14 protein-coding genes are annotated in these 26,307 nt (G+C 73.2%); 10 read left to right on the top strand and 4 right to left on the bottom strand.

Going from position 1 to position 26,307, the window contains the following annotated elements:
- Nucleotides 1–788: 788 nt before the first annotated feature.
- Nucleotides 789–2,099: a hypothetical protein gene (locus AB0D10_RS42920; RefSeq protein ID WP_360267443.1), complete on the top strand. Its 1,311-nt coding sequence runs from the start codon at nt 789–791 to the stop codon at nt 2,097–2,099.
- A gap of 251 nt (nt 2,100–2,350) precedes the next feature.
- On the opposite strand, the gene AB0D10_RS42925 is transcribed toward AB0D10_RS42920, so the two are convergent.
- Complete coding sequence (locus AB0D10_RS42925; RefSeq protein WP_360267446.1) at nt 2,351–2,530, bottom strand: hypothetical protein; 180 nt, start codon at nt 2,528–2,530, stop codon at nt 2,351–2,353.
- A gap of 332 nt (nt 2,531–2,862) precedes the next feature.
- Here AB0D10_RS42925 and AB0D10_RS42930 point away from each other — a divergent pair, with 332 nt between their 5' ends.
- Together AB0D10_RS42930 and AB0D10_RS42935 are read left to right on the top strand one after the other, a co-directional pair.
- On the top strand, nt 2,863–3,504 hold the full coding sequence (locus AB0D10_RS42930) for a DedA family protein (protein ID WP_360267449.1): 642 nt from the start codon (nt 2,863–2,865) through the stop codon (nt 3,502–3,504).
- 401 nt (nt 3,505–3,905) lie between these two features.
- Nucleotides 3,906–6,170, top strand: a complete 2,265-nt coding sequence (locus AB0D10_RS42935; RefSeq protein ID WP_360267452.1) for a CRISPR-associated endonuclease Cas3'' — start codon at nt 3,906–3,908, stop codon at nt 6,168–6,170.
- Between the two features lie 478 nt (nt 6,171–6,648).
- Here AB0D10_RS42935 and AB0D10_RS42940 read toward each other — a convergent pair whose 3' ends face one another.
- Complete coding sequence (locus AB0D10_RS42940) at nt 6,649–6,972, bottom strand: hypothetical protein (protein WP_360267455.1); 324 nt, start codon at nt 6,970–6,972, stop codon at nt 6,649–6,651.
- A 392-nt stretch (nt 6,973–7,364) separates the two neighbouring features.
- Between AB0D10_RS42940 and AB0D10_RS42945 the strand changes: the two genes are divergently transcribed.
- The gene (locus tag AB0D10_RS42945) at nt 7,365–9,083 is read left to right on the top strand and encodes an Imm49 family immunity protein (RefSeq protein WP_360267458.1); all 1,719 of its coding nucleotides are present in this window, start codon (nt 7,365–7,367) and stop codon (nt 9,081–9,083) included.
- 311 nt (nt 9,084–9,394) lie between these two features.
- Here AB0D10_RS42945 and AB0D10_RS42950 read toward each other — a convergent pair whose 3' ends face one another.
- Nucleotides 9,395–10,603 (bottom strand): phosphodiester glycosidase family protein, encoded by a 1,209-nt coding sequence (locus AB0D10_RS42950; RefSeq protein WP_360267461.1) that lies wholly within the window; start codon nt 10,601–10,603, stop codon nt 9,395–9,397.
- Between the two features lie 238 nt (nt 10,604–10,841).
- Between AB0D10_RS42950 and AB0D10_RS42955 the strand changes: the two genes are divergently transcribed.
- Both AB0D10_RS42955 and AB0D10_RS42960 read left to right on the top strand, forming a co-directional pair.
- Complete coding sequence (locus tag AB0D10_RS42955; protein WP_360267464.1) at nt 10,842–11,168, top strand: hypothetical protein; 327 nt, start codon at nt 10,842–10,844, stop codon at nt 11,166–11,168.
- Entirely contained in the window at nt 11,165–11,569 is a 405-nt protein-coding gene (locus AB0D10_RS42960; protein WP_360267467.1) for a hypothetical protein, read from the top strand. The genes AB0D10_RS42955 and AB0D10_RS42960 overlap by 4 nt, the downstream gene beginning before the upstream one ends.
- Before the next feature lie 328 nt (nt 11,570–11,897).
- On the opposite strand, the gene AB0D10_RS42965 is transcribed toward AB0D10_RS42960, so the two are convergent.
- Nucleotides 11,898–12,212, bottom strand: a complete 315-nt coding sequence (locus AB0D10_RS42965) for a peptidoglycan-binding domain-containing protein (RefSeq protein ID WP_360267469.1) — start codon at nt 12,210–12,212, stop codon at nt 11,898–11,900.
- Nucleotides 12,213–12,953: 741 nt separating this feature from the next.
- Between AB0D10_RS42965 and AB0D10_RS42970 the strand changes: the two genes are divergently transcribed.
- The 4 genes from AB0D10_RS42970 to AB0D10_RS42985 all read left to right on the top strand — a co-directional run bounded on the left by AB0D10_RS42970 (nt 12,954) and on the right by AB0D10_RS42985 (nt 26,277).
- On the top strand, nt 12,954–13,550 hold the full coding sequence (locus AB0D10_RS42970) for a LamG-like jellyroll fold domain-containing protein (RefSeq protein ID WP_360267472.1): 597 nt from the start codon (nt 12,954–12,956) through the stop codon (nt 13,548–13,550).
- An 86-nt stretch (nt 13,551–13,636) separates the two neighbouring features.
- Nucleotides 13,637–20,221 carry an RHS repeat-associated core domain-containing protein gene (locus tag AB0D10_RS42975; RefSeq protein ID WP_360267474.1) on the top strand — a complete coding sequence of 2,195 codons (6,585 nt, stop codon included), beginning with the start codon at nt 13,637–13,639 and terminating at the stop codon, nt 20,219–20,221.
- A 212-nt stretch (nt 20,222–20,433) separates the two neighbouring features.
- Nucleotides 20,434–21,198, top strand: a complete 765-nt coding sequence (locus tag AB0D10_RS42980) for a hypothetical protein (RefSeq protein WP_360267476.1) — start codon at nt 20,434–20,436, stop codon at nt 21,196–21,198.
- Nucleotides 21,199–21,930: 732 nt separating this feature from the next.
- Nucleotides 21,931–26,277, top strand: coding sequence for a LamG-like jellyroll fold domain-containing protein (locus tag AB0D10_RS42985; protein ID WP_360267478.1), 4,347 nt, complete (start codon nt 21,931–21,933; stop codon nt 26,275–26,277).
- Nucleotides 26,278–26,307: the final 30 nt, after the last annotated feature.

Below are 26,307 nucleotides of genomic sequence, written 5' to 3' on the forward strand. Positions count from 1 at the left end.
CTCTCACCTCATCGACGGATGCCTCGCCGCCACCGGCCTGATCATGGACGGCTGACCACCTTCAGGCCGACATCACGAATTCAACTTCAGTAGCGCCTCGCGCTCCGGTTGGCGGGCCGTGCTGACTGGGTGTTCGGGACAGGCGGGACAGTTCGAGCCGCGAGCATGGCTCACGACGGGCAGCCGCTCTCCGCGCTCGATGCCCCACGCGGCGCCAAGGCACGCCGCACAGGCGCCGTCGTGACGACCACCGACAAGCGGAAGGTGTCCTCACGACGCCGCCGGCCCCGCCCACGACGGAGCGAGTTCACACCTGCTCAGTGCATCCCGGTCGGATCCCCGTCGGCGCACCGGCTTGGCGGTCGCCGGCCGAACAATCGGCTTGCGGCGGGCGGTGGCATTCGGACATGATCCTCCCCATGCGCGACCTCAACAGGAAGGGCGGCCACCGCCCGAGCAGGTGAGCCCGACCCGCCGCCGACGACCGGCGGCCGGCTCCCTCGCCGCCACTCACCGGGCACCCGTAGCCGGCTCCGCCGCCACGGCCCGGCCGCCGCCCCTGTTCCGCGCGCCCTGCCACGGACAGCACCACGGCCGCGGCCGCGTGCACCACCGCGACCCGCGTGCGTGACCGTGCACGCGCCGGCGCCGGCGCCGCCGCCGGCGCACTGGTGCCACGCACCCCGCCCCCGCACCCCGCACACCCGTGGCTCGTGCTGATCACCGCCCGCTGCCTCTGATCCCCGACGACACCAACCCACCCTGACAACCCGCCCCGGAGGAACCCTGTGACGACGACCTCGCTCGACACCGCCTGGAGCCTCGTGGAGTCCGGTGACCCGGGCGCCGCGATGCGCGAACTGCGCTCGGTCGCACGCGACTTGCCGGCTGCCCAGGTGGCCCCGCTGGTCGAGCGGCTGGCCGCCGACGGCGGCTTCGACGACCTCGTCGAGGCCGCCCGCGCCCTGGCCGCCAAGCCCGCCCATCCCGGCGCGCTCTACCAGTACGGCTACGCCTGCGTCGGGCGCGGCGCCGCCTTCCTCGCCGTCCCCGCCCTCACCGAGGCGCTGCGCGCGGCCGACGCACCGCCACGCGGCCTGCTCGCCAAGGTCCGCAGCAGTGCCGACCAGCGGCTCCCGATCATCGCCGAACTCGCCATCGCCCTTGAGGACGAGGAGCGCCACGCCGAAGCCGCCGGCCTGCTGCGCGACCACGACGCGCTGCTCCGCGACTGGCCCGAGCGCTACCTGCTCGCCTACAACACCCTGATGGCCGGCGACGCCACCGCGGCCCGCACCGCCTTCGACCGCCTGCCCGCCGAAGCCGGCCAGTGGCAGCCGGCCGCCGACCGGCTGCGCCGCTCCCTCGACCGCGCCGCGGCCGTCGCCGCCACCGCGCAGCCCGGCGACCCCGACCCGCTCCACCACCAGGCCCTGCGCGCCTGGCAGTTCACCCTCACCGGCGGCCTGCTCACCAGCCTGTCCCCCTACGGCTGGGACGCGGGCATGACCGGCCGCTACGCCTTCCTCCAGGACAGCTACGCGCTCTGCCGGCAAGGCCTGGAACGGTTGCGGCTGATCCTGGAAGCGACCGGGACACGCCCGCAGTCGGTCTCCCTGCTGCCCGGCCGCGCGGACCGCGCGCTCGGCCTGGCTGCCGCAGACCTGTTCGGCCTGCCCGCCCAGCCCTACCGCCCGGGCACGGCGAACACCGTGGTGGTGGCCTACGACCTGAGCGAGGCGGACGGCGACCTGCTCTCCCTCCTGAACGAACGCGCACCGGGCGAGGTGCTGTACGAGCACGCGACCTGCTGGACCGAGACGCCCGGCGTCACCGCCGACGTCTGCGGCGTGCTCGGCCAGACCGTCCTCGCGCCCTGGGAGCCGCTCGGCGGCGAGCCGGACGAGCGGACCGCCGAGGAACTGGCGGCCGACATCCGCACCGCCGACCCGACCCCGGACCCCGGCGACGGCGAGACCCCGGCCGACCCCGACGAGGCCCTGGCCGCCTTCGCCCGCGCGGTCGCCCCCCGCTGGCTGACCGGCCCCCGCGACCGCTGCCGCTCCGCCGGCCCGGTGCGCAGCTCCCGCTTCGCCTGAGCGACGGGACGTCAGGCCTGGCAACGGACGAGTGTCAGCCGGAGGCCTGGTGACTGCCCTGATGTGACCGGGGCTGCCGCAGCCAAGCGGCGGCCCCGATCTGCCGGGCTGTGGTGCTGTGGGAGAGGCCGGGGGCGTGTCGGTCCGGAAGCCGTCCAGGACGAAGCCGCCCGCGACGCCGGGCCGATGGGACCCGTGGACGAGATTCGTGCGGGCCCCGCTCGTCCGTTCCGGAGGTCGTCCGGCGCGCGTCAGTTCCACGGCTCCCGGTAGGGGTTCTCGCCCAGCAGCTTCGCCGCGGCCCCACAGAGGTCGTCGCCGTAGAGCTGGTTGCGGCCCCCTTCGGAGCCCCACAGGTCGGACGCGGCCTGGGCCACCGCGCGCCAGGAGTAGTCCTCATCGCATCGCCACGTGCGGATCTGATCAGCCATCTCCGGCGTGATCGTCGCCGGATCCACGGTGTCGTGTGTCATTCCGCCGACCCCGGGGACGTCGCAGAGACCGCGGCCACCGTACGCCCTCGTCTGCCCGTCCGTCGCACGGCCGCCCGCTCACCGCGATCCACCCGGCCGTCGCCGGCCCTTCCGCCCTGCTCGGAAGCCGAGCGCTCCGGGTGACGGCGGGTACCTGCGAGTGACGGCGTCGTCGGTTCCCAGGGCAGTGTCGACGGTCGCCCCGCCGCCTCCCCGCCCGACGGAGCCGGTCGGGGGACAAGCGTTACATTGGAGCGAAAAGGGGCACGATCGCCGACGGGGTGTGGCCGATGCACTCGATCACCGACTGGCTGCGCGGCCTGTCCGGCCCAGTCGTGTACGCGGTCATCGGTGGCATGGTCTTCGCCGAGGACGCCCTGTTCTTCAGCTTCTTCATCCCCGGTGAGACCGCCGCCGTCCTCGGCGGCTTCCTCGCCCACCAGGGCCGAGTCTCCCTCGGCTGGATGGTCCTGGTCGTGGTCTGCGCGGCCGTCCTCGGCGACTCCGCCGGCTACGAGATCGGCCGCCACCTCGGCCCGCCGATCCTTCGTGCCCGTCCGCTGCGACGCCATGCCAAGCAGGTCGGCACGGCGCAGGACCTGATCCGCCGGCGCGGACCGGCCGCCGTCTTCGTGGGCCGGTTCGTCGCCTTCTTCCGGCCGCTGGTGCCCTCGCTGGCCGGGATGTCCCGTCTGCCGTACCGCCGCTTCCTGCTCTACAACGCCCTCGGGGGGATCGCCTGGGGCGTCGGCTTCACCCTCCTCGGCTACTTCGCCGGGGCCGCCTACACCAGGGTGGAGGGCACGGTCGGCCGGGTCGCCGCGATCGCGATCGCCGTGATCATCGCCGCTGCCCTCCTGCTCTGGTACCTGCGGCGGCACCGCTCGCGGGGCAGTGAGCCGTCGGACGACGGCGACGGGCGGAATCCCTGAACCGTGCGGCCCCGACCGGCCACACGGACGGTCGGGGCCGGGCCGACGTCCGTGGCTGCGACCTGTCCACCGTGCTGGGCGCCGTCGGCGTGCACCGGACCGGCGCCGTCACGGTCGTCAGGCGCTCCCGGCCCTCCCGGCCTGCTTCCGGCCCCGATAGGTCGCGTGCTGCTCCGCTCCGGCCGCCGCTGACCAGGTCAGCGGTGAAGTCCCGTGCCGACCCGACACCGGGGGACTGGGCAGGCCCAGCGCGAGCGCCCCGCCCGCAGCGACGGCACCGCCCCCGCCCGGCGCGCCGCCCGCCTCCTCCGGCCGACGCGATCGACCCGAGGCCGGGACGACCGGCTGCCCGCCCCGTCCCCGTCCTACCCACCGGGCTGGCTTGGCCGTAGGTTGGGCCGATGACGGCCGAGTTCGAGACCTTTGCGCGCACCGCCACCGGCTTCACCCCCTACCCCTACCAGTCGGCGCTGGCCGCCGACGGCCTGCCCGCGCTGCTCGAAGCGCCCACCGGGGCCGGCAAGACCGTGGCCGCCGTGCTGCCGTGGCTGTACCGGCGGCTGATCGCCGCGCCGGGGGCCACGCCGCGTCGGCTGGTGTTCGTGCTGCCCCGGCACAGCCTCGCCGGGCAGGCCTTCGGCCGGATCGGGACGTGGCTGGAGCGGCTGGGCCTCACGGGTGAGGTGGGGCTGCACCTGCTCGCGGGCGCCGCGGCGCAGGAGGGCGGCTGGCGGCGGCGCCCCGAGCGCAGCGCGATCCTGGTCGGCACCCACGACATGGTGCTCAGCCGGGCGTTGATGCGCGGCTACGCGGACGCGCGGACGATGGCGCCGGTCTCGTACGCGCTGCTGCACACCGACGCCCAGTGGGTGTTCGACGAGGCGCACCTGCTCGGTCCGGGTCTGTCCACCGGCAGGCAACTCCAGCTTCTCAGAGACGAGTTGGGAACGGCGGCGGCGACCGGGACGATGTGGATGTCGTCTGTGCGGGGGCCGGGCGGTCTCGGCGGGAGGACGGTGCACGCGCCGGACACGACCGGGACGGTGCGGCGCGTCGGCCGTCTCGACCTCCCGCCCGGACGTTACGTCGCCGCCCTCGTCGAGGCCGTCACCGCCGCGCACGTGCCGGGCACCCGGACCGTCGTGGTGATCGACTCCCCGGCACGGGCGCGGGCCGTGCACGCCGGCCTGGCCGCCCGGGCGCGTGAGGCGCTGCTGCTGAACCCGCACTTCCGGGCCGCCGACCTCGACCGCATCCTGGCCGCCGCCGAGGGCGGGAACGACCTCGTCCTCGTCGCCACCCCCGCCGTGGAGGCCGGGCTCGACCTCTCCAGCCGCACACTGGTCACCGAACTCGCGCCCTGGGCCTCGCTCGTGCAGCGCGCCGGTCGCTGCAACCGCCACGGCGAACACCCGGACGGCGGCGACCTGCTGTGGTGCACGCCCCCCGAGGGCGGCGATGCGGCCACCACGCGCTGGCTGACCGCCCACGAGGGCCGGGCCGTCACCCCCGGCGAGCTGCTGGCGGCCCGCGTCGACACGCCGCCCGCACTGCCTGGGCCAGGGCGCGAGGACGTTCTGGCCCTCTTCGACTCACCTGCCGAGGACACCGCCGGCGGCACCGGCAAGGACACCGTCGGCGTGGACCATTGGATCTGCGACCCGTCGCAGACCGGCTCGCTCCCGGCGCTGGTCGCCTGGCGCGCCTGGGACGGCGCCGGGCAGGGCGAGGACGGGCCGGGCGAGGACGAGCCGGATCCGGGCGGCGCCGAACTCTGCCCGGTGCCGCTCGACGAGCTCCGGCAGCTGCCCGCCGGGCGGGCCTGGCTGCGCGACACCCTGGACCGCCGGTGGCGCCCCGCGCGGCCGGGGGACCTGCGGCCCGGCGTCCGGCTGCTCCTGGACGCCCGCACCGGCGGCTACCTCCCGGACCGCGGCTGGAGCCCGGAGAGTCCGGTCCCCGTGGCGTGCGAGGCCGCCGCCCCCGGGCGGCCTGCCTACGGTTGCACCGCCTGGGTCGGCCTCGACCAGCACCTCCAGGAGACCGCGCAGGAGGCGCAGTCGCTGCTCGCCGCGCTGCCCGCGCTGCCGACCGACCTGCGGGAGGCCGTCGTCGAGGCGGCCCGCTTCCACGACCTCGGCAAGTGTCACGATGCTTTCCAGGCGAAGCTGCGGGCCGGCCGCACCGACCCGCCCGGCGGTCTGCTCGCCAAGTCCAGGAACGGCGCAGACACCGACCTCCTGCCGCCGTACCGCTCTCCGCGCCCCCACCTGCGGCACGAGTTCGTCAGCGCCCTCCTGCTCTGGCAGGGCGGCCATGACCCGCTCGTCACCTACCTCGCCGCCGCCCACCACGGCCACGTCCGGCTCACCGTGCGCCCGCGCGGCGACGAGGCCCCGCTGCTGCTCGGCGTCGCGGACGGTGACCGTACCCCGCCCGTCCGGCTGTCCACCGGCGAGCACTTCCCTGCCCGGACCCTGCACACCGCCGCCTTCCCGGCGGCCTGGACCGCACGGGCCGTGTCCCTGCGCGACGCCCCCGACCTCGGCCCGTTCCGCCTCGCCTTCCTCGAAACCCTGGTCCGCGTCGCCGACTGGCGCGCCAGCGCCCGTCATGACGGTCCCCTGACGCCGGTGTCGGCCTCGGTGTCGGCCCCGGCGGGGTAGGCGGAAGCGGGGAGCGAGTCCTCGGCGGACGCCGCATGTCCGGTGCTGGAGCGCAGGCGACGGCGACCTCGGACGACGAGTGCATGTCCGCCGTGCCCGTCGAACCTCGCCCGCTGAACGACTCCGAGCGAGCCGTACCGAGTCATGTCCGCTCGGCGGGCTTCGTCGGCGCCGCGGCGCTGCGCGCCCGACTGGACCGAACCGAAGTGGGATCCGGCTCACGGCCGAGTGACGTCATGGGACCGGCACCGGCACCGGCACCGGCACCGGCACCGGCACCGGCACCACCGCTCGCCCGCACGCCCGCTGCGCGCCGCATCCGGCGCTGCACCAGGCCGGGCGAGTCGGGCGCGGCCGTGCGACGCCGGCGCGCGGACGGCCGGGGTGTCGTCGGCCGCCCCGACGTGCAGCGCCCCGGGGTACAGCACCCGACCTGCAGCATCCCCGAGGGGCTGCCCGGAAAGCCGTGCGCACCGACTCAGATGAAGGCGATGGCGAGCACGACCGCCGCCAGCAGGAGGACCACCGTCAGCGCCGGTGCACCGGGGCGCCCGTCGGGGCCGGAAGTGACGGCGATCCACGAGACGAGGGGGACCGCCGGCGACAGGGCGGCTGCCAACCACCCCACCGTGCCGCTGGGAACCCCGGCGACCTCGGCCCACCAGACGGTCGTGAACATCACCATCAGCCAGGCCGTCGCGGTCAACACCACCCAGGTCGCGCGTGCGGTCCACCGCTCGACCCGGTCGGCCGCATGGAAGTCGGCGCGGGTCATCGTCAGGATCCGGGTCAGGTTCGCCACCGGACCATCCTGTCGAACAACACCGCCGGGCACCAGGACTCGACGTTCATCGCCGGCGGCGGTTCCCCGCTCCTCGACTTGACCGACGATCGGTCCAGGAGCCTCGCACCGGCCCTGAAGCCGCCGCGGACGGCCCGTACCGCCGGGGAACCGGAGGCCTGACGCGTCGCCGGCCACACCGGGGCGAGGGCACCACCGGGACCGCCCGGTCCGGCGAGCCGGATCGCCGGGCGACCTGGGTGCGGCGTCCGGTGAGGGCGGCCACCGTGCCGCCCGCCGTCCCGGTCGCCCGGGGCGGGGTGCGGTGTGCGGGGTGTGGTGTGACCCGTGGACCGTGATGTCAGACCCACTGCCTAGGCTGGGGCCAGGCCAGTGATCAAGGGGGCAGGACCGTGCGGATCGAACGTCACCAGGTGGACGCGGCGAGGGTGGAGAAGGCCCGCGAGGACTTCGTGAACCGGATCGGCAGGCAGGTCCACTCCTACTCCCGCGCCGGCCTGATGACCACCACCGAGTGGCAGCTGATCTCCGAGTCCTTCCTCGACTACCTCGGAGCCCTCTCAACGACCCGGCCCGACCTGGACTCCGCGGAGGCCAAGGCCGTCCTCAAGGACGCTGCCGAGGCCGCCGCCGGCGCCGTCACCTTCGCCGCCTACTACCCGCACGACCGCTTCCACGTCTTCCTCGACTACCCGAACTTCGGGATGAGCTACGACCCCGAGTACGGGCAGGAACGCGACCCCCGTCACCGGGTCACCGCCGGGGAGTGGCTCGACGCCTTCTGTCTCGCCATCGTCGCGGACAAGGTCTTCGCCCACGGCGAGGCGTTCTCCTGGGCCCGGCAGTTGATGCCCGACGGGCCGGTCACGCCCACCCGCGAACTCGTCGACGGGTTCGCGGCCCACTTCTTCGAGGAGGTCGACTTCCCCGACCCCGCCGAAGCCTCCGAAGCCTCCGAAGCCGTCGCAGCCTCCAACGCCGCCGCAGCCCCCGCTGCCGGACCGCAGCCCGGCCTGCGGGCTCTGCGCGCCCTCACCGACGGGGACCGCGAGGCCTTCGACGCCGCCCTGCTCGCGCTTCTCCAGGACGGCCAGCACGGCGCCGGACCCGACAGCCTCCTGCCGCTGGTCCCGATCGCCCTCGCCGCCCTCGCGTACCGCACCCACGGCTGGACCCCGGCGGTCGACACCGACTACCTTCCCCACGCCCTGGTCACCGGCTTCGAGACTCCCGGCCCGCGCGTCCACGGTCTCGGCCGCGACCCGCGCCCCGACGCCGTGGCCCGTCTCGCCGCCGGGCCCGTCGACCTCGACCGGCCGACCCCGGCCCGGCCGCTCAGCCCGGACAGCGCGGCACGGTTCGAACGGCGCACCCTGGAGGCCATCACGCCCAAGGAGGGCGAGCCGCTGGACGCGTGGGAGCTCACCGGCGCCCTGCGCTACCAGACCTGCCTCCTCTCGGCGCGCGCCTCGGAGACCTCCGATGCCACCGACGCCCAGCTCGCCAACCTGCGGCTCGGTTCCGGCCTCGGGGCCGCCGCGTTCCGGGCCGCCCTCGCCGAGCCGGGCACCGAGGTCGAGGTGACGATCGACGGCCGCCCGCTCCGCTTCCCGGCCCACCGGGACACGGACTTCGGCCCGGTCTTCTGGGAGACGGCCCTCTCGTACGCCCTGATCACCGGAAGCTCCGAGGACCTGGAGCCGCTCGTCCTGGCCGGCCCCACGATCGCCGCCGAGGACCGCTCCCCGTTCGCCTCGTACCGCACCGCCCTGCACGACCACCTGCGCGGCGCCGACCCGCTCCCGGCCACCGAACGGGCCCTGAAGGCGGTGGAGCGGGCCAGGGACCAGGGCTTCCTCCCGCCCCCGGTCGTCCTGTTCTCGCAGCTCGTCGAGGGCGACGAGACCAGCCTCAACCTCGCCCTGCTGGACGCCCTGGAAGCCCACCGCGACCACCACTGCGTCGCCGACCGGGCCACCGACACCACGGCCGCGCTCAGCCTCGACATCCTCGCCCTCGTCTGCCACGCCCGCCGCACCCGCGGCTGGGCCGTCCACGTCCGGTCGCCCTACCTCCCGCCGCGCCTGCTCGCGGCTGCCGGGCGTGCCTGACGTGCGGGCTGCGCCCGGCCGGTGGTGACCGTCGCGCAGGGTGGCGGCCCCGGGGGAGCACCGGCACGCGGCGAGGTGCGGGTGAGGCCGGCGGCCAGGGCGGGCTTCAGGACGCCCTGGTGCGGAACGCCGCCGACGTCGACGGCAGCATTCGTCCGCACGTTCGGCCGCGGCACTCGTCCGCACGTTCGGCAGGGGGCCCACCGACGACCGCTGGGCTGCACGAGGTGCTCGACCGTGCGTCTCCTCCGCCGGTCCGCACGGCCCGGCGGAGGGTTGCGGCTGCCGGAAGGAGGGCCGGACCGCCGGCGCTACCCGGCGAAGATGCCCAGCGCGTTGGGGACCGGTCGTTCCTGGCCGTGGTCGAGGTGGTTGCGCACCGTCAGTTCGCCGGTGGCGCGGTCGCGGGCGACGAGTGTGGCGGAGGCGCCGCCGTCCAGGTAGACGCCGTCCGGGCAGCCCAGATCGCGCACCGCTTCGGCGAGTTCCGTCAGCGTCAGGCCCGTCGAGGTGCCCTCGCGTCCGTCCGTGGACAGCAGCGTCAGTACCCGCCCGCCGGCCGCGAGGCCGACCGCGCTGCGCGGTTCGACGGCCGTGGTGTCCAACCCGGCCGGCGCCGCCCCGCCGCGCAGCAGCCGGTAGGCGCCCAGCGCGAAGCGGAAGGGCACCGGCTCGCCCGACGCGAGACGGTAGTCCACGGCGACCGGCGTGCCGACGGGCAGGCCCGCCAGCACGCGGGCACCCGCCTCACGGCCGAGCAGCACCGTGCTTCCCGCGGGGATCGGACCGGTGCCCGGGGTGGCGGAGACCGCCGCCACCCTGCCCCGGCGGACCGTCACCTCCCACGTGTCCGCGGTGCAGGGGGCACTGCGCGACTCGTCGTTCCCGCACGCGGCGCGGGCCCGCGAGACCTCGCCCCAGTCGGAGGTGAACACACCGATCGAACCGACCGGGAGGGCGTACTGGTTCAGCCCGCCCAGCGGCCACACACCGCTCGCGGCCAGCAGATGGCCCCGCAGCACCAGGCGTCCCAGGCGGGCCACGCCGTCCACCCCGACCCCGAGCACGTCCTGGTCCGTGCTACCCGGCGGCGGCCACCATCCGAACCGCTGCGCCTGCGGCACCGCCGCTTTCAGCGCCCGTCCCCGGTACACGGCAGGGCCGGAGGCCGCCCCGGTGGCCGCCACACCCGGGTGCTGCTCCTCGCTGATGTCGAAGAAGTCCCCGTTCACCGCCGCCACCGCACCGCGCGCGCCGGCCAGCCGGGTCAGCGGGGCCCGGGCCGCCACCGCGCCGGGGAAGAGCAGGTCCGCCCGCACGCCGGGCCCGCGCAGGTCGGCGCGGACGGCGTACACCCGCGCGTCGCCGTGCGGGGTGCTCACCGTCAGCTCCCGGTACCCGACCCCGGGCGCGAGCTCCGCCCAGCCCGGGGCGGCCTCGGCACGAACCGGCGAGGCGACCAGACCCGCCGGGCCCACGGCCAGCACCAGGGCGACCGCACAGCGCAGAACAGTCTTCATGCCCACCATGCTGACGACCCCCACCGCGGCACCCCCGCAGCGCCGTCGGCGCGTCCCACCGCCGTCACGAGATGTGACGCGCCGACCCGTCATCCGTCCAGGACGTCGCTCCGGACGTTGCCGCTTCGGCCCGGATCCGTAACCACGTCCGCAACGACGCGGTCGCATGACGAAGGCCGTCGTGCGGAGTCGTGCCCTACCCCGGCTCCCAGCCGTCGCGGTCGTGGAGCAGCACCGGATGTCGACGGCGAGCAACGAGACGTACCAGGACGGCGGGAACCCGGCCGCGCAGTTCAGCCTCTGGGAGGCCGCCGGGGGAGCCTTCCGGACGATCGCCGGCCTCAAGCCGCCGCTGGACGCCCTCGCCGCTCGGCTGCGCCTGAGCGTGCAGCGCAGTCGGGAGCAACTCGGCGAGGTGGACGCCGCGTTGTCCACGATCGACCGGCGGCACTTCGCGCTCGGCCCCGTGCCGTACGGGCAGAGCGAGACGTGGGGTGGCTGCACGCGCCGAGTAGCATGTGGCGCCACGGCCGAAGAGGGGTTGCGACCATGGGGGGCGGCGTGACGGAGTCCACGGGGTTCGGGTGTGCGGCGTGCTGCGCCGAGGACGCCGCGGTGGCGAGGGCGCACCACCAGAGCCACACCGGGGTCCGGGTCGAGCAGATGATCCAGGACGACTCGCACTTCATCGTCTCGGTCCAGCGCTGTGGCCTCTGCTCGCAGGCCTTCGTCAGCGTGTTCACCGAGTACGTCGACTGGGTCGCCTCGCGGGACGCGCAGTACCGGACCGTGCTGCCGATCACCGACGCCGAAGCGGAGGAGTTGAAGACGGGGCGGTTGAGCCCGCACCGCGCCGGGGCCCTGGGGCACGGTCGCCGTCACCTGCAGAGCGACTGGCCGAGCGAGGCCGACGAGCCGTCCGTGTACTGGGACAGTGGCGTGTTCGAGGTGCGCGAGGGGCGCTGACCCGGCCGGGCCCCGCGAGCCGGACGCCTGCACCCGGCCGGGCGGTCCGCTGACGCTCCGGCGTCCGCGACGGTGAAGTCGGTTGCAAGGCGGCGGAGTTCGTCCGGAATCTCACCGGTGATGTCGGACGGACCTCGGATCCGACACCGTGGTGGGACGCCTCGGCGGTGGGCCGTCGACGTTCGACCGGCGAGTTCCGGCGGTGGTGCGGTGCACTCTTCGACGAAGGAGCGCACTGTGCGCACGGTCATCGTCGTCCGGGGCAGGTCCTGCTCGGCGGACGAGCACTGCCTGCCCCGGGACGGGAGCGGCCGGCGTGGGGAGACCGCTACGGGGTCGGAATGTAGTCGAAGCAGTCGGTGTACCAGCGCGGCTGGCTGTACGTCATCTCCCACAGGGCGCCACCGGTCTCCCTGCCGACGACGCCGTCGATGTCCAGCCGGCCGTGCGCCCGCTGGAAGTCCTCCACCAAGCCCTTGGTGGCGGGCCCGAACCGGCCGTCGACGGCGATGCTGTGCCCGAGTCCGGCCCGGTTGAGCAGGACCTGAACGCACTCGACCCCGTGACCGGAGGACCCGTACCGCAGGGTGGGGGCCATGTGGTCCGCCTGCGCGGTCCCGCTGAGGCCGATCACCGTCGTCACCGAGAGAGCCAGAACCGCGGCAACCCGCGCGGTCCTCGAACCGATCTTCACGTAGGACACCCACCCTTGAGTCTGCATCGAATGCGGTGATGACGGCGCGACAGCGCTCACCACCGGCGCCGACCCTACCTTCTGATGATCATTTGATTGCCATCCACCCCTCCCCGGGCCACCCCACCCGTGGACCGCGTCGGCAGGTGGTTGCCACCCGCCCGCCACGCCCGGGCCCGCACGCCGGACCGAAGTCGGCCCCCCTGCCTGTCGCCGGCCGTGGGTGCTGAGCGTGCCGGTCGCCTGATGCCGTGGCGCGGGAGGGCGGGGGAGTGGGCGACCGGTGGCCTCGGCGGGATGGGAGAGAGGGCACGGCCGATGCGACGGCGGGCTCGGCCTGAAGTGTTGCGGGGCGTCCTTGTCCTCGGCTCCGGGGCGTGGTCGAACGAGCAGGCAAAGAAAAGGAACTGACTGGACGTCATTTCCTGTAGCGGAAACGGCCCCTGCCGAAACCTGGCTTCCAGGCCGATGACCTGGCCTGATTCCCATCGGCCCGCGACCCGGAGGGCAGCGCTCGTCGGTCGACTTCCTGTCATGTCTCGCATTCTCAAAGACTTCTCATGATCTGTTGACACTTTCCTCACGCATGACCGAAGATCCGCCTCGACCTCTGCATGATCTTGAAATGAATCCGGGGCTGACTTGGAAAGAACAGGCTGGAGACCGGCCGCGCGCGGCTGGGTGATCGCGGTGTTGACCGCGGCCGCGCTGACGGGGACCGCGATACCCCCGGCCACGGCCGCCCCCGGCGCGGGCCCGTCGAAGCCGGGCCCGTCGAACCCGGGCGCCACGCAGGACGGGCAGTCGCCGGACGCGCGGGCGGTCGGGGAGGCCAAGCGGAGCGGGAAGACCGTCGAGGTCGCGGCGAAGCGCACCGAGTCCAGCGACACCGTTGCGCAGCCGGACGGCAAGCTGGTGACGACGACGTACGTCCAGCCCAAGCGGGTCCGGACCGAAGCGGTGCTGGAGAACTGGAACCACCTGGCGGTCAGCTACGACGCCTTCTCCGGCCGGCTGACCCTCTACGTCAACGGGCAGCCGGAGAACCAGCGCTGCGCGGACGGGGTGACCGGCTGCACCACGTCGGTCTCCCGGACCACCGCCCCGCGGCCCTTCGAGGCCACGTCCGGCCTGCAGTTCGGCCGGACCAGGACGGCCGGTGCGTGGGGAGAGCCCTTCTCCGGCGAGCTGGACGACGTCTGGCTCTACCAGGGCGTGCTGAGCCCGGCACAGATCGTCAAGCTCGCCGACTACAACGTCCCGTTGGACACCTCCACCGGCGTCTGATCCACCGATCCCCGTGGGCCGGGCGGCTGACTGCCGCCCGGCCCACGCCCTGTCACATCCACTCTTCCGAGGAAGTCGTGTTCCCCATGAGCAGAATCTGGTCGGTGCCGCGGGCGACCCGGCCCAGAGTGTCCGCGATCATCGCGGGCACCCTGGTCGGGTCGCTGCTGCCGGCACTGCCGCTGGCCGCCGTCGCCACGGCGGCCGAGCCGTACGCCAAGCCCTCCGCGGTCTCGCCCGAGAAGCCCGTCAAGGGATCGAACGCGGGTGCCAAGGGCCGCAAGCCCGACACCACCGTCAGCGCGCCCGCGGCCGGGCAGACGGCCTGGCCCGGCGAGGGCCGTGCGGTCGTCGTCCCCGCGCCCGCGGGCCGGGGGCCGGTCACGGCCGGCAAGCTGCCCGTGGCACTGGAGTCCGCCACCGGCGCCGCCGCGTCGCAGTCCGCGCCCGCCGGGGCGCCGCAGGCGGCCACCGTCGAGGTGCTGAGCCAGGACCTGGCCCGGCGGGCCGGGATCACCGGAGTGCTGCTGACGGTCGGCGGCACCGACTCCCCGACCAAGGTCAGCGTCGACTACAGCGGCTTCGCCCGCGCGGCCGGCTCCGGGTTCGGCTCCCGGCTGCGCCTCGTCCAGCTCCCGGCGTGCGTGCTGACCACGCCGGAGAAGCCGGAGTGCCGCACCCAGACGCCGCTGCCGGGCAGCAACGACGTGGCGAAGCAGACCGTCACCGCCGACGCGCTCGCCCCCACCGCTCCGCCGGCCGGCTCACTGCGGCTGGCCTCCGCGTCGGCGTCCGGCTCGGCCGCGGTGATCGCCGCGACCCCGGGCGCGGCCGGGGCAGGCGGCAGCTACAAGGCGACCCCGCTGTCCTCCGCCTCGACCTGGTCGACCGCGCTGAACAGCGGGTCGTTCTCCTGGTCGTACGACATGCCGCTCACCCCGATGCCCGGTGGACTCACCCCCAAGCTCGGACTGTCGTACAGCTCCGGCCGGATCGACGGCCGCACCGCGAACAGCAACAACCAGGCCTCCTGGGCGGGTGACGGCTTCGACCTCTCGCCCGGCTTCGTGGAGCGCAGCTACAAGCCGTGCGCCGACGACGACGCGCCGAAGACCAACGGCTCCGAGCCCGGCGACCTCTGCTGGGCGACCGACAACGCCACCATCAGCTTCGCGGGCCACTCCGGTGAACTGATCCCGGTCTCCGGCGACGAGTGGCGCATCGAGGGCGACGACAACACCAAGGTCACCCGGCTGCGTGACGGCGGACGGGGCAACGGCGACAACGACGGCGAGTACTTCCGGGCCACGACGCCCGACGGCACGAGCTACTACTTCGGGTACAACCGTCTGCCGAACTGGTCGGCGGGCAAGCCCGAGACGAAGTCCGTCTACACCGTGCCGGTGTTCGGCAACAACGCCGGCGAGCCGTGCAACGGCGCCGACTTCGCGTCCTCCTGGTGCCAGCAGGGCTGGCGGTGGAACCTCGACCTGGTGGTCGACGCCCACGGCGACGACGTCACCTACTGGTACACCCCGGAGACCAACAACTACGGTCGCGACCTCAAGGAGACCGACCGCACCCCGTACGTGCGCGGCGGCCACCTCGACCACATCGAGTACGGCCAGCAGCAGGGCGACCTGTACTCCGCCACGGTGAAGCCGATGGGCCGGGTCGACTTCGGCACCGCCGAACGCTGCCTGGAGACCACGGCCGGCCTGTGCGACCCGGCGAAGATCGACGCCAACCGGCAGTACTGGTACGACACCCCGTGGGACCAGAACTGCGCCGACGGCACCGACTGCAAGACCCAGTTCGCACCGACCTTCTTCACCCGCACCCGGCTGACCTCGGTCACCGCCAAGACCCTGCAGCCGGACGGCGGTTACCAGGACGTCGACAGCTGGACGCTGAACCACAAGTGGGGCACCGCCGACTTCGACTACCAGCTGCTGCTCGACTCCGTGCAGCACACCGGCGCCGGTGGCAGCCCGTCCGTCCCCATGCCGAAGACCGGCTTCGCGTACAAGCAGCTGGCCAACCGGCTCGACAAGGTCGGTGACGGCCGGGCGCCGTTCATCAAGCAGCGCCTCGGCACCGTCACGGACGAGCTCGGCGGCCAGATCGACGTCAACTACTCGGCGGCGGCCTGCGACTGGAACAACCTGCCCACCCCGCAGACCAACACCACCCGCTGCTACCCGCAGCAGTACCAGCCGACCAACGACGTACCGGTGACCACCGAGTGGTTCAACAAGTACGTGGTCGAGTCGGTCATCGCCACCGACCGCACCGGCGGCGCACCCGACATGGTCACCCACTACACCTACCTCGGCGACGCCGCCTGGCACTACGACGACGAGGACGGGCTGACCCGCGAGAAGCTCAAGACCTGGTCCCAGTGGCGCGGTTACGCCCGCACCCGGGTGGAGACCGGCGGCGTCGCCGGCATGTCCACCCAGGCCGACCACTACTTCCTGCGCGGCATGGACGGCGACCGCTCCGACCCGGCCGACAAGTCCATGAAGCGCACCGTGACCGTCGACGACGGCCAGGGCACCACCCTCACCGACGACAACGCCTGGGCCGGCTACGAGTACCGCACCGAGCAGTACGACAAGCCCGGCGGCGCGATCCTCGGCAAGAACGTCAACACGCCGTGGAAGAAGGAGACCGCCAAGCGGGTCCGCGACTGGGGCACCACCACGGCCAACCTGACCGGTACCTCGGCCCGGCGCTCCTTCACCTCGCTGGACAACGGCGCCGGGAAGTCCTGGCGCGAGACCCGCACCAACACGACCCCGGACGACTACGGGCGCCCCACCCAGTCCGAGGACCTGGGAGACACCGCGGTCGGCACCGACGACAAGTGCACCCGGATCACCTACGCGGACAACACCGCGGCCTGGATCCTGACGGCCGCCGCCCGCACCGAGACGGTCGCCGCCGGCTGCTCGGCGAACGTCGACCGCGACACCCGGCCCGACGGCACCTCCGCCGTGCTGGCCGACACCCGGCTGAGCTTCGACGGCCAGGCCCAGGGCGCTGCCCCCACCAAGGGCGACGTCACGCTCACCGAGATGCTCAAGTCCCGCACCGGCAACAGCGCGACGTACCTCGGCAACACCGCCGGCTACGACGTCTACGGCCGGACGGTGACCAGCACCGAACTCGCCTTCAGCTCGGTCTACGACCTCACCGGGGCCGGCGCGCCGGTCCGCACCCCGACCGCGCTCGCGCGCCCCACCACCACGGCCTACACGCCGGCCACCGGTCGGCCCACGCAGTCCAGGACCGTCGGTGCCCCGTCCGTACCGGGCAACGGCGCCACCGCGCACACCGTCACCACCGACTACGAGCCCGTCCGCGGCCTGACCGCCGACACGCTCGACGCCAACAACCGCCGCACCGACCTGCAGTACGACGGTCTCGGCCGGATCCTGAAGGTCTGGCTGCCCAACCGCTCCAAGAGCACCGGCCAGTCGCCCAACCACCAGTTCGCCTACGACATCGCCGACGGCCGGATCACCTCGGTCGCCACGCTCACCCTGAACGCCGACGGCTCCCAGGACACCGCGTACACGCTGTACGACGGCCTGGGCCGGGTGCGCCAGACCCAGGCCCCCGGTGACAACGGCGGACGCGTCCTCAGCGACAGCTTCTACGACGAGCGCGGCCAGGCCGCCCTCACCTACACGCCGTACTACGCCACCGGCGCGCCGTCCACGACCCTGTTCAAGGTCGAGGACGCCACCGGCGTCGAGACCCAGACCGCGAAGGCCTTCGACGGCCTGGGCCGCGTGGTGAAGTCCACCGTGCTCGCCGGCAACGGCGTCGGCAGCCCGCTGGCCACCACGACCACCGAGTACGGCGGCGACCGGGTCACCGTCACCCCGCCCACCGGCGCGATCCCGACGACGACCATCGCGGACGCGTCCGGGCACACCACCGAGGTCCGCCAGTACAAGGACCGGACCCTCACCGGCTACGACGCCACCACCTACGGCTACGACCCGGCCGGCCACCTCACCAGGCTGACCGACCCGGCCGGCACCGCGTGGACCTGGCTGTACGACCAGAGGGGACGGCAGACCAAGGCCGTCGACCCGGACTCCGGGACCACCTCCAAGTCCTTCAACGACCGCTCGGAGCTGGTCAGCACCACCGACGGCCGCGGCCGGACCGTCACCACCGTCTACGACAACCTGTCCCGCCCGGTGGAGACCCACGACGGCTCCGCCACCGGCCCGCTGATGACCGCGCAGTCCTGGGACCCGAGCGGCAACAAGGGCCTGCTCTCCTCGACGACCCGCTACGCCACCGTCAACGGCACCAGCTACCAGTACAAGACCGCCTACTCGCTCTACGACGCGCTGGGCCGGGCGACCCGCACCACGGTCACCATCCCCTCCGTCCCCGGACAGGAGGCGCTCGCCGGCAGCTACGTCACCGGGGCGGTCTACCGGCTCGACGGCCTGCCGCAGTCCGTCGCCTACCCGGCGGCCGGCAGCCTCCCCGCCGAGTCGCTGGCCTTCACCTACGACCGGCTCCACCGCGCGACGGCGGTCTCCGGCCTCAGCAGCTACCAGACCGGCCAGACCTTCAGCCTGACCGGCAAACCGCTGCAGTCCACGCTGAGCGCGGGCACCCCGGGCAAGGACGTCTACGTCACCAACTCCTATGAGTGGGGCACCCAGCGCCTCGCCTCCAGCCGCACCGACGAGTACGGCGTCACCGGCGCGCTGCGGGCCGCGGCCTACACCTACGACCAGGCCGGCAACATCACCTCGCTGACCGACAGCACGCCCGCGGGCGTCGACCGGCAGTGCTTCCAGTACGACTACCAGGTCCGCCTCACCGAGGCGTTCACGCCCTCCGGCACCGACTGCCCGTCGGCCCCCGACGGCGCGTCGCTCGGCGGCCCGGCCCCGTACTGGAGCAGCTACACCTACAACACCAACGGCACCCGGGCGGGTGAGACCCGGCACGACCCGAAGGGCAACCCCACCCTCGACACCACGACCGGTTACGGGTACCCGGCGGCGACCGGCACCCGTCCACACGCCCTGGGCAGCACCAGCACGACCGTGGGCTCGGTCGGCACCCCGGCCGTCGAGTCCTACGAGTACGACGACTCCGGCAACACCGTGGGCCGCCACCTGAAGCCCTCCGGCAACCAGACCAGCGACCAGGTCCTGGTCTGGAACTCCGAAGGCAAGCTGGACAAGGTCACGGACACCCTGCGGACCACGGTCGGCAGCACCACCGGCACCACCACGCGGACCACCGACTACCTGTACGACGCGATCGGCAACCGCCTGCTCGCCCACAACCTCGACTCCGCCGACCCGGCGGCCGAGAAGTGGACCCTCAACCTCGGCAACACCGAGCTGACCCTGGTCAAGGGCGCGGCCAAGCCCACCGCGGTCCGCTACTACCAGCTGGGCGGCGCGACCGCGCTGCGCACCGACGACAACAAGGTCACCTTCCAGGTCGGCGACCACCACGGCACGGCGACGCTCAACATCGACGCCGTCACCGGCGCGGTCGGCGTCCGGCGGACCACCCCGTTCGGCGCGGCCCGCGGCGCCGCCCCGGCCGCCTGGGCGGGCAGCCGCGGCTTCGTCGGTGGCACGAACGAACCCACCGGACTGGTCCACCTCGGGGCCCGCGACTACGACCCCGCCACCGGACGGTTCGTCAGCATCGACCCGGTGTTCGCCGAGAGCGACCCGCAGTCGCTCAACGGCTACACCTACGCCCACAGCAGCCCGCTGAACCGCAGCGACCCGAGCGGACTCTTCGACCCCGACGAGCGCAACTACTGCCGGGAGCACGCGGACGACTGCCAGGGCAACCACCTCCGGCCGGCGAACGCGAACACCGAGGGCGTCCAGGACGGCAGGAACGTCGTCTACGACGGCTACGGCGTGCCGCACGTGCTGGCCGACAGCGAGGACTTCGTCAACGACAACGAGCGGATCGCCTACCACTCCATGAACGACGACCTGAAGGACTCCGGCAACTGGTACGACGGGTCCAAGTCGGGCACCGGCGTGCGCTACCTGATGCAGGACGAGAAGAACCCGATCATCCAGAAGAACACCATCCTGGACGCCGACGGGAACAGCGTGCCGCTCGGCACCACCTCCGACTTCCTCAAGGTGACCTGGCGCAACGGCAAGATCGTCAGCGTGGAGTCGGTGGACGCCACCGGCGGGTCCAGCGTCCAGGGCGGCATCTCCACGATCAACAACAAGCTCGACATCAACAAGAAGGCCCAGGCCGGGAACGTCGTCTTCGTCGCCAAGGACGCGGCCCAGGCCAAGGAGATCGCCGACCACTTCGCCGGCAACCAGAACGTCCGGGTCCTCTCCGCGGACCGGTCCTTCGACAGCCACCGCTCGGTGAAGGTCACCGTCACCCCGCCGGAGCCGCCGATGGCCCCCAGGCCGAAGGCGCCCAAGGGCGGCGGCAAGCTCGGAGGCCTCGGCCGGATCCCGGTCCTCGGCATCATCACCTGGCCGGTGGCGGCGATACAGGCCCATGACGACATCCACGACTACGGCTGGGAGAAGGGCATCGACCTGACCCTGCAGAACATCTTCGACCCGTTCGACTTCGGCGGCGAACGCGAGACGATCCTTCCGCAGCAGCAGCCGATGGTATGACGACCCACGGCAGCCGGACCGGCTGAACCCCCGGACCCCGGCCGCTGACCCGTCCTCGACCCCCGGCCCCGGGCCGACCCGCCGCACCACGCGCGCGGATCGGCCCGGGGCCGACCACTCGTCCCGTCCCTCCCCGGCACGGCGGCATCAGTAGGATCACGGGGGCGAATCCTCCGATCCCCCTTCACCCCCACCATCCCTAGGCGCGCACCATGGCTCGTGATCTCCTGACCGTCTGCCTCCCCCCGACCCCGCCGGGCGGGGTCACGGCGGCGATCGCGGCCGCCATGGCGCCCTACGACTACGACTTCGAGGAGCAGCCCGGCGGCCCCGCCTGGCAGGGCGAATGGGACTCCTGGCACGTCTACGGCGGGCACGACGGCGACGGGTTCCCCGTCTCCCCCGCGGACGAGGCGGACCCGCGCCTCATCTTCGAACCGACCCTGCCCAACGGCGCCGTCCGGCAGCGGACCCCCTCACGCTGGGACGGCGGCCCGCGCGCCCTCCTCGACTTCGACGCCGCCCGGGCCCCCGTGGCCGCGCGCGCCGCCGAGCACTGGCGGGCCTGGCAGGAGTTCACCGAGGGCTTCCCGCCGGCCGTCCCCTTCGACGTCTTCGCCGAGCGCGCCCGCCAGGACCTCGCCGGCTACCCCGTGGCCCGAGCCCGCGCCGACTACTACGGGCAGCCGCTGATCACGGCGGCCAACGACTCGGCCGAGGTCTGCGGCCTGTTCCCGCGTCTGACCGACCCGCTCCACCACTTCCGCGGCACCCGGGCGGAGTTCATCCGCCGCGAGACGGCGCAGGTCGTCCCGACGAACCACCTGCTGACGCTGGACGGTCAGTGGATCGACGGCACCGTCGAGGACTGGGGCCGCAGGATCGGCCGGTCCGGTGACTACCACCTCTTCGCGGACGCCTACCTGGAGAACCTGCCGGGGGACTGCCTCGTGGTCCGGCTCCGCTTCCACTCCTGACTCCACCTCCGGTCGCGCGGCAGCCACCTGCCGCATTCGGCCCGGCGGCCGACCGGTCGGCCGGTCCGTGACCGAGAGCGAACGCCGACGTCCTCGAAGTGCTCAGCGGCGCAGCCGGGTTCGGCCTGTCCCCGGGTAACTCCGGGGCCCTGAGGCCCCGTTGTTTCCGCTGACGGCCGTCCGGCGTGAAGCCCGATTCCGGTGAGGGTTTCCCGGATCGGTCCGCCCGTCGAAATCGGGATGCCGCGCCCTGCCGGTATACACACGACCCGCTGTGCACGGGAACCGCACACCCCCTCTTCCGCGTCCCCGCCGGGGGCACGGCGGTCGGCCGCGTTCGGTCGTCGCCACCGTGCGACAGGTGCCGGCTCCCGCCTGCGAGAGCATCGATGACCAGCGACGATGACTTGACGGAGCGTCGCCGACCGGGTGGTCGGGCCGGTCCCGCCGATGCCGTGCGTGACCGTTCGCCACCGCTGGAAAGCCTCGAAGCAGGCCTCCTGACCACCGCGCCGCAGCGTGATTTGCCTCACGCGCCGTCGGTTGGTTCATCCGATTTGGCCCGAGCTGAACCCAATTGACGGGCCGGCACGTCGGCCCATTTCTCATGCGTTTCTGATGATCCGTTGACATTTCTTTTAGGTGTACACAAAGATCCGCTCGAACTTTTGCCCAAATATCGGAAGTTGGAGCTTACGCACAGTGAGAACAGCAGCAAGACGGTCGGGCGGCGTGTTCGCCGCGGCACTCGCCGCGGTCGCGCTGGCCACCACCGCAGTGGTGCCTGCCGCCGCCGCCCCCGGCGGAGCACCGCCGCCCGGCGTGACCGGCTCCCAGGACACCTCCGAGAGCCAGGCCGTCAAGGAGGCCGCCCGCACCGGCAAGCCGGTGGAGGTGCTCACCAAGCGCGGCGAGTCCAGTGACACCGTCGCCCAGCCCGACGGCAAGCTGAAGACCACCACCTACGTCCAGCCCAGGCGGGTGCGCAAGAACGGCACCTGGGTGGACCTCGACCCGACGCTGCAACGGCTGCCCGACGGTGCCGTCGCCCCCAAGGGGTCCACCGCCGACCTGCGGTTCTCGGGCGGCGGCAGCGAACCGCTGGTCACGATGGCCCGGGCCGGCAAGGCGTTGAAGCTCAGCTGGCCGAAGCCGCTGCCCAAGCCGACGGTCGACGGCGCGACCGCCGAGTACCGGTCGATCCTGCCGGACGTCGACCTGCGGCTGTCCGCCACCAAGACCGGGTTCACCCAGGTCGTCGTGGTGCACACCGCCGAGGCCGCCAAGAACCCCGCTCTGGCACAGCTCCGACTCGGCCTGCACGGCGACGGCCTGACGTTCGGCCAGGACGCGGACGGCACGCTCACGGCGAAGGACCCGTCCGGCGGCGGCACCGTCTTCGAGGCGCCCGTCCCGGTGATGTGGGACTCCTCCCAGCCGGCCGCCGCCGCGGACGGCGCCCCGTCCGCCGCCCCGTCCGCCGCCCCGAAGACGCTCAAGGCCGCCCCGCAGGCCGAGGCCGCCGCCCCGGCCGCCCCCGCAGCCGGTCGGAACGATCCCGCCGCCGCCGGCTACGGCGACCTGCCCGGCGAAGGCGCGAAGATGACCCGCCTCAAGGTCGACCTGCCCAAGGACGGCCTGGTGCTGTCGCCCGACCGGGGCATGCTGGACGCCCCGGACACCGTCTACCCGGTGATGATCGACCCGGCGTGGAACACCCCGCACGCCGGCGACTGGGCGGGCGTCTCGCGCACCTACCCGAACCAGGCGTACTGGCACTTCACGTACAACAGCACCTACGTCCACGACTGGGGCGTCGGCTACTGCGGCGACACCTCACGGTGCGCGCCGACCGACGTGAAGCGTGCCTTCTTCCAGCTGCCCAACCCGTTCGTCGGCAAGCAGATCCTCGCCGCCACCTTCGGCACCTACGAGAGCTGGTCGTACTCCTGCGACTCCCGGCCGGTCGACCTGTGGAGCACGGGCTACATCGCCCCCGGCCTGAACTGGAACAGCCAGAACGCCTCCGGGTTCTGGAGCCGCTACCTGCAGACCATCAACACCGCGAAGGGCTGGAGCGGCAGCTGCCCCGGCGGCTGGCTGGAGTACGGCGAGACGGGCGCAGTGAAGACCCTGGTCCAGGACGCCGCGAACTGGGGCTGGCCGACCATCACCTTCGGCCTGAAGGCGCAGAACGAGGGTGACACCCTCGCCTGGAAGCGCTTCACCGACGACGCCTACCTGTCGGTGTACTACAACCTGCCGCCCAACCAGATCCCGATGTCCGACATGACGATGTCGCCGGGCTCCGTCTGCCAGTACCCGGGCATCAAGATCAACAAGATGCCGCAGGTCACCACCCGGGCCTCCGACCCGGACGGCGAGGCGATCGGCGTGCAGTTCGCGGTCGGCTGGGACGACGGCACCGGGCTGCGCCGGCGCTGGTGGTCCACCGGCTCGGAGGACGCCGCACCGGGGTCGGACACCTTCAAGGCCTCCGGCTCGATGTTCTCCTGGCCGCTGCCGACCGGCCTCCCGCAGAACCTCCAGCTCGACTGGGAGGCCCGCGCCTGGGACGGCGCCCAGTGGGGGCCGTGGTCCTCCGACGGCGACCCGACCGGCTGCTACTTCATCGTCGACACCTCCGCACCGGACGGCCCGGCGATCACCTCCGACGCCTACCCGGGCTCCAAGGACGCCACCGCGCCGACCCTGCCGTGGACCGACGGCGTCGGCAGGACCGGCCAGTTCACCCTGAAGTCGGCCGCCACCGACGTGGTCTCGTACCAGTGGGGCCTCGACACCTCGCCGTCCGCGGCGAACGCGATCGCCACCGGCGGCGGCGCCGCGCAGACCGTGCGCATCCAGCCGCAGACCGCCGGCCTGCACTTCCTCTCCGCCCGGGCCGTGGACGGCGCCGGCAACGCCTCGCAGCCCGAGACGTACTACTTCAACGTGCTCTCCGGGCAGCCGCAGCGCAACGGCTGGTCGATGGACGACGCCGCCGGCACCACCCTCACCGGCACCGGCGGCAGCTCGGAGGCGACCCTCGCCGCCGGCGCCACCCCGGGCGCGCCCGGACACCTCAAGGAAGCCCTCGCCCTGAACGGCACGGCCAACGGCTACGCCGAGACCCAGGGCGCGGTCCTGGACACCACCCGCAGCTTCACCGTTTCTTCCTGGGTCCGCTTCGACGGCACCACCGGCACCCGCGCGGCGGTCAGCCAGGGCGGCCCGGACTACTACGCCTTCCACCTCGGCATCGAGAACGTCGCCGGTGTCCCCAAGTGGGGCTTCAAGGTCCAGACTGCGGCCGGCAACCAGGACGCGAGCACCATCGGCCTGCAGTCCACCGACGCCGCGACGACCGGCGTGTGGACCCACCTGACCGGCGTCTGGAACGCGGACGCGCACACCGTCCAGCTGTACGTCAACGGCACCCTCGCCAAGTCGGCCACCGCGAACGCGGTCTGGGACGGACACGGCCCGCTGGAGATCGGCCGCGCCCGCTGGAAGGGCCAGTGGGTCGACTTCTGGCCCGGCGCCATCGACGAGGTCAGGATCTGGGACCGCTCCCTGAACCAGGCCGAGGTCACCGACGTGGCCGCCGACAAGCAACTCGCCACCGGCCGCCCCGCCAAGGCGGTCTGGCACCTGGACGGCAGCGGCGCCAAGCCGGCCGGCACCGCCGAGACCGACAACCTGACCGCCTACAACGGCGTCGCGCTCGGCCGGCCCGGCATCGCCGACAAGGCGATCCACCTGGACGGCGTGGACGACTACCTGCGCACCGCCCGTCCGCAGGTCGACGGCACCCGGGACTTCTCGGTCTCCGCCTGGGTGAAGCTGCCGGCGCCCGCCGCCGGCGACACCACCGCGAAGGTCGCCGTCACCCAGACAGGCCAGCACAACAGCGAGTTCTCGCTGTACTACTCGACCTACTGGAAGCGCTGGTCCTTCGGCCGCTACAAGGAGGACACCTCCGTCGACACCCTGGTGCGCACCTGGCAACCCGACTGCACCCCGGGCACCCAGATCAACGGCGTGCCGTGCTTCGCCGGCACCACCGGCGAGTGGACCCACCTGCTGGGCGTCTCCGACACCGCCGCGAAGAAGCTGCGCTTCTACATCAACGGCTTCCTGGTCGGCGAGTCCGACTACACCCAGAACGCACCGTGGGCCAACCCCGGCCCGCTCCAGATCGGCGCGGTCAACCGGGAGGGCGCCAACGGCGAGTACTTCGGCGGCGACGTCGACGACGTCCGGATCTACGACCGTGTCGTCACCGGCCCGGAGGCCAGCGCCATGGTGCAGCAGCGTCCGCAGCTGGCCGGCCGCTGGAAGCTCTCCTCGGCCACCGGCACCCCGGCCGTCACCCCCGACGAGGGACCGGCCAAGGCCGGCGCCCAGCTCGGCGGCGGTGCCTCGATCAAGGCCGACGGCGGCCTGCTGCCCGTCCCCGGCACCCTGCTGCTGGACGGCGCCACCGGCTACGCCGCCACCGCCACGACCCCGCTGCACACCGGCCAGAGCTTCACCATGGCCGGCTGGGCGAACACCGCGGGCGTGCCGACCCGGGACATGACGGTGCTGTCGGTGCCCGGCGCCAACAACAGTGCGGTCACCCTGCGCTGGCACGCCCTCGGCAACGATGCCACCGGCCAGCCGACCGGCCAGTGGCAGGCCGAGGTCCGCGACTCCGACGCCGCCGGCGCGGTCCGCACCCTGACCGCGCACACCCCGGCCACCTCCGTCCTGGAGAACTGGACGCACCTGGCGGTCACCTACGACGCCTTCGCGGACCGGCTCGCCCTGTACGTGGGCGGCCAGATCGAGAACCAGGGCTGCCCGGACGGGTCCACCGGCTGCTCCCCGCACATCTCCTGGACCGGCGCCCCGCAGCCCTACGAGGCGGGCGGCGGCGTGCAGTTCGGCCGGAACAGGGCCGCGGGTGCCTGGGGCGAGTACTTCTCCGGTGAGCTGGACGACGTCTGGCTGTACCAGGGCGTGCTGAGCCCCGCGCAGATCGCCAAGCTCGCCGACTACAACGTCGAGCTGAACACCTCCACCGGCGTCTGATCCACCCCCTTCCGTGGGCCGGGCGGCTTC

Origin of the sequence: Kitasatospora sp. NPDC048545 (assembly GCF_040651155.1) — a bacterium.
Lineage (GTDB): Bacteria > Actinomycetota > Actinomycetes > Streptomycetales > Streptomycetaceae > Kitasatospora.

Excerpts from the sequence above, each read along its gene's own strand:
- AB0D10_RS42955 (WP_360267464.1), top strand. The coding sequence starts at position 10,842 with ATGTCGACGGCGAGCAACGAGACGTACCAGGACGGCGGGAACCCGGCC.
- AB0D10_RS42935 (WP_360267452.1), top strand. The coding sequence starts at position 3,906 with ATGACGGCCGAGTTCGAGACCTTTGCGCGCACCGCCACCGGCTTCACC.
- AB0D10_RS42980 (WP_360267476.1), top strand. The coding sequence starts at position 20,434 with ATGGCTCGTGATCTCCTGACCGTCTGCCTCCCCCCGACCCCGCCGGGC.
- AB0D10_RS42975 (WP_360267474.1), top strand. The coding sequence starts at position 13,637 with ATGAGCAGAATCTGGTCGGTGCCGCGGGCGACCCGGCCCAGAGTGTCC.
- AB0D10_RS42925 (WP_360267446.1), bottom strand. The coding sequence starts at position 2,530 with ATGGCTGATCAGATCCGCACGTGGCGATGCGATGAGGACTACTCCTGG.
- AB0D10_RS42950 (WP_360267461.1), bottom strand. The coding sequence starts at position 10,603 with ATGAAGACTGTTCTGCGCTGTGCGGTCGCCCTGGTGCTGGCCGTGGGC.
- AB0D10_RS42930 (WP_360267449.1), top strand. The coding sequence starts at position 2,863 with ATGCACTCGATCACCGACTGGCTGCGCGGCCTGTCCGGCCCAGTCGTG.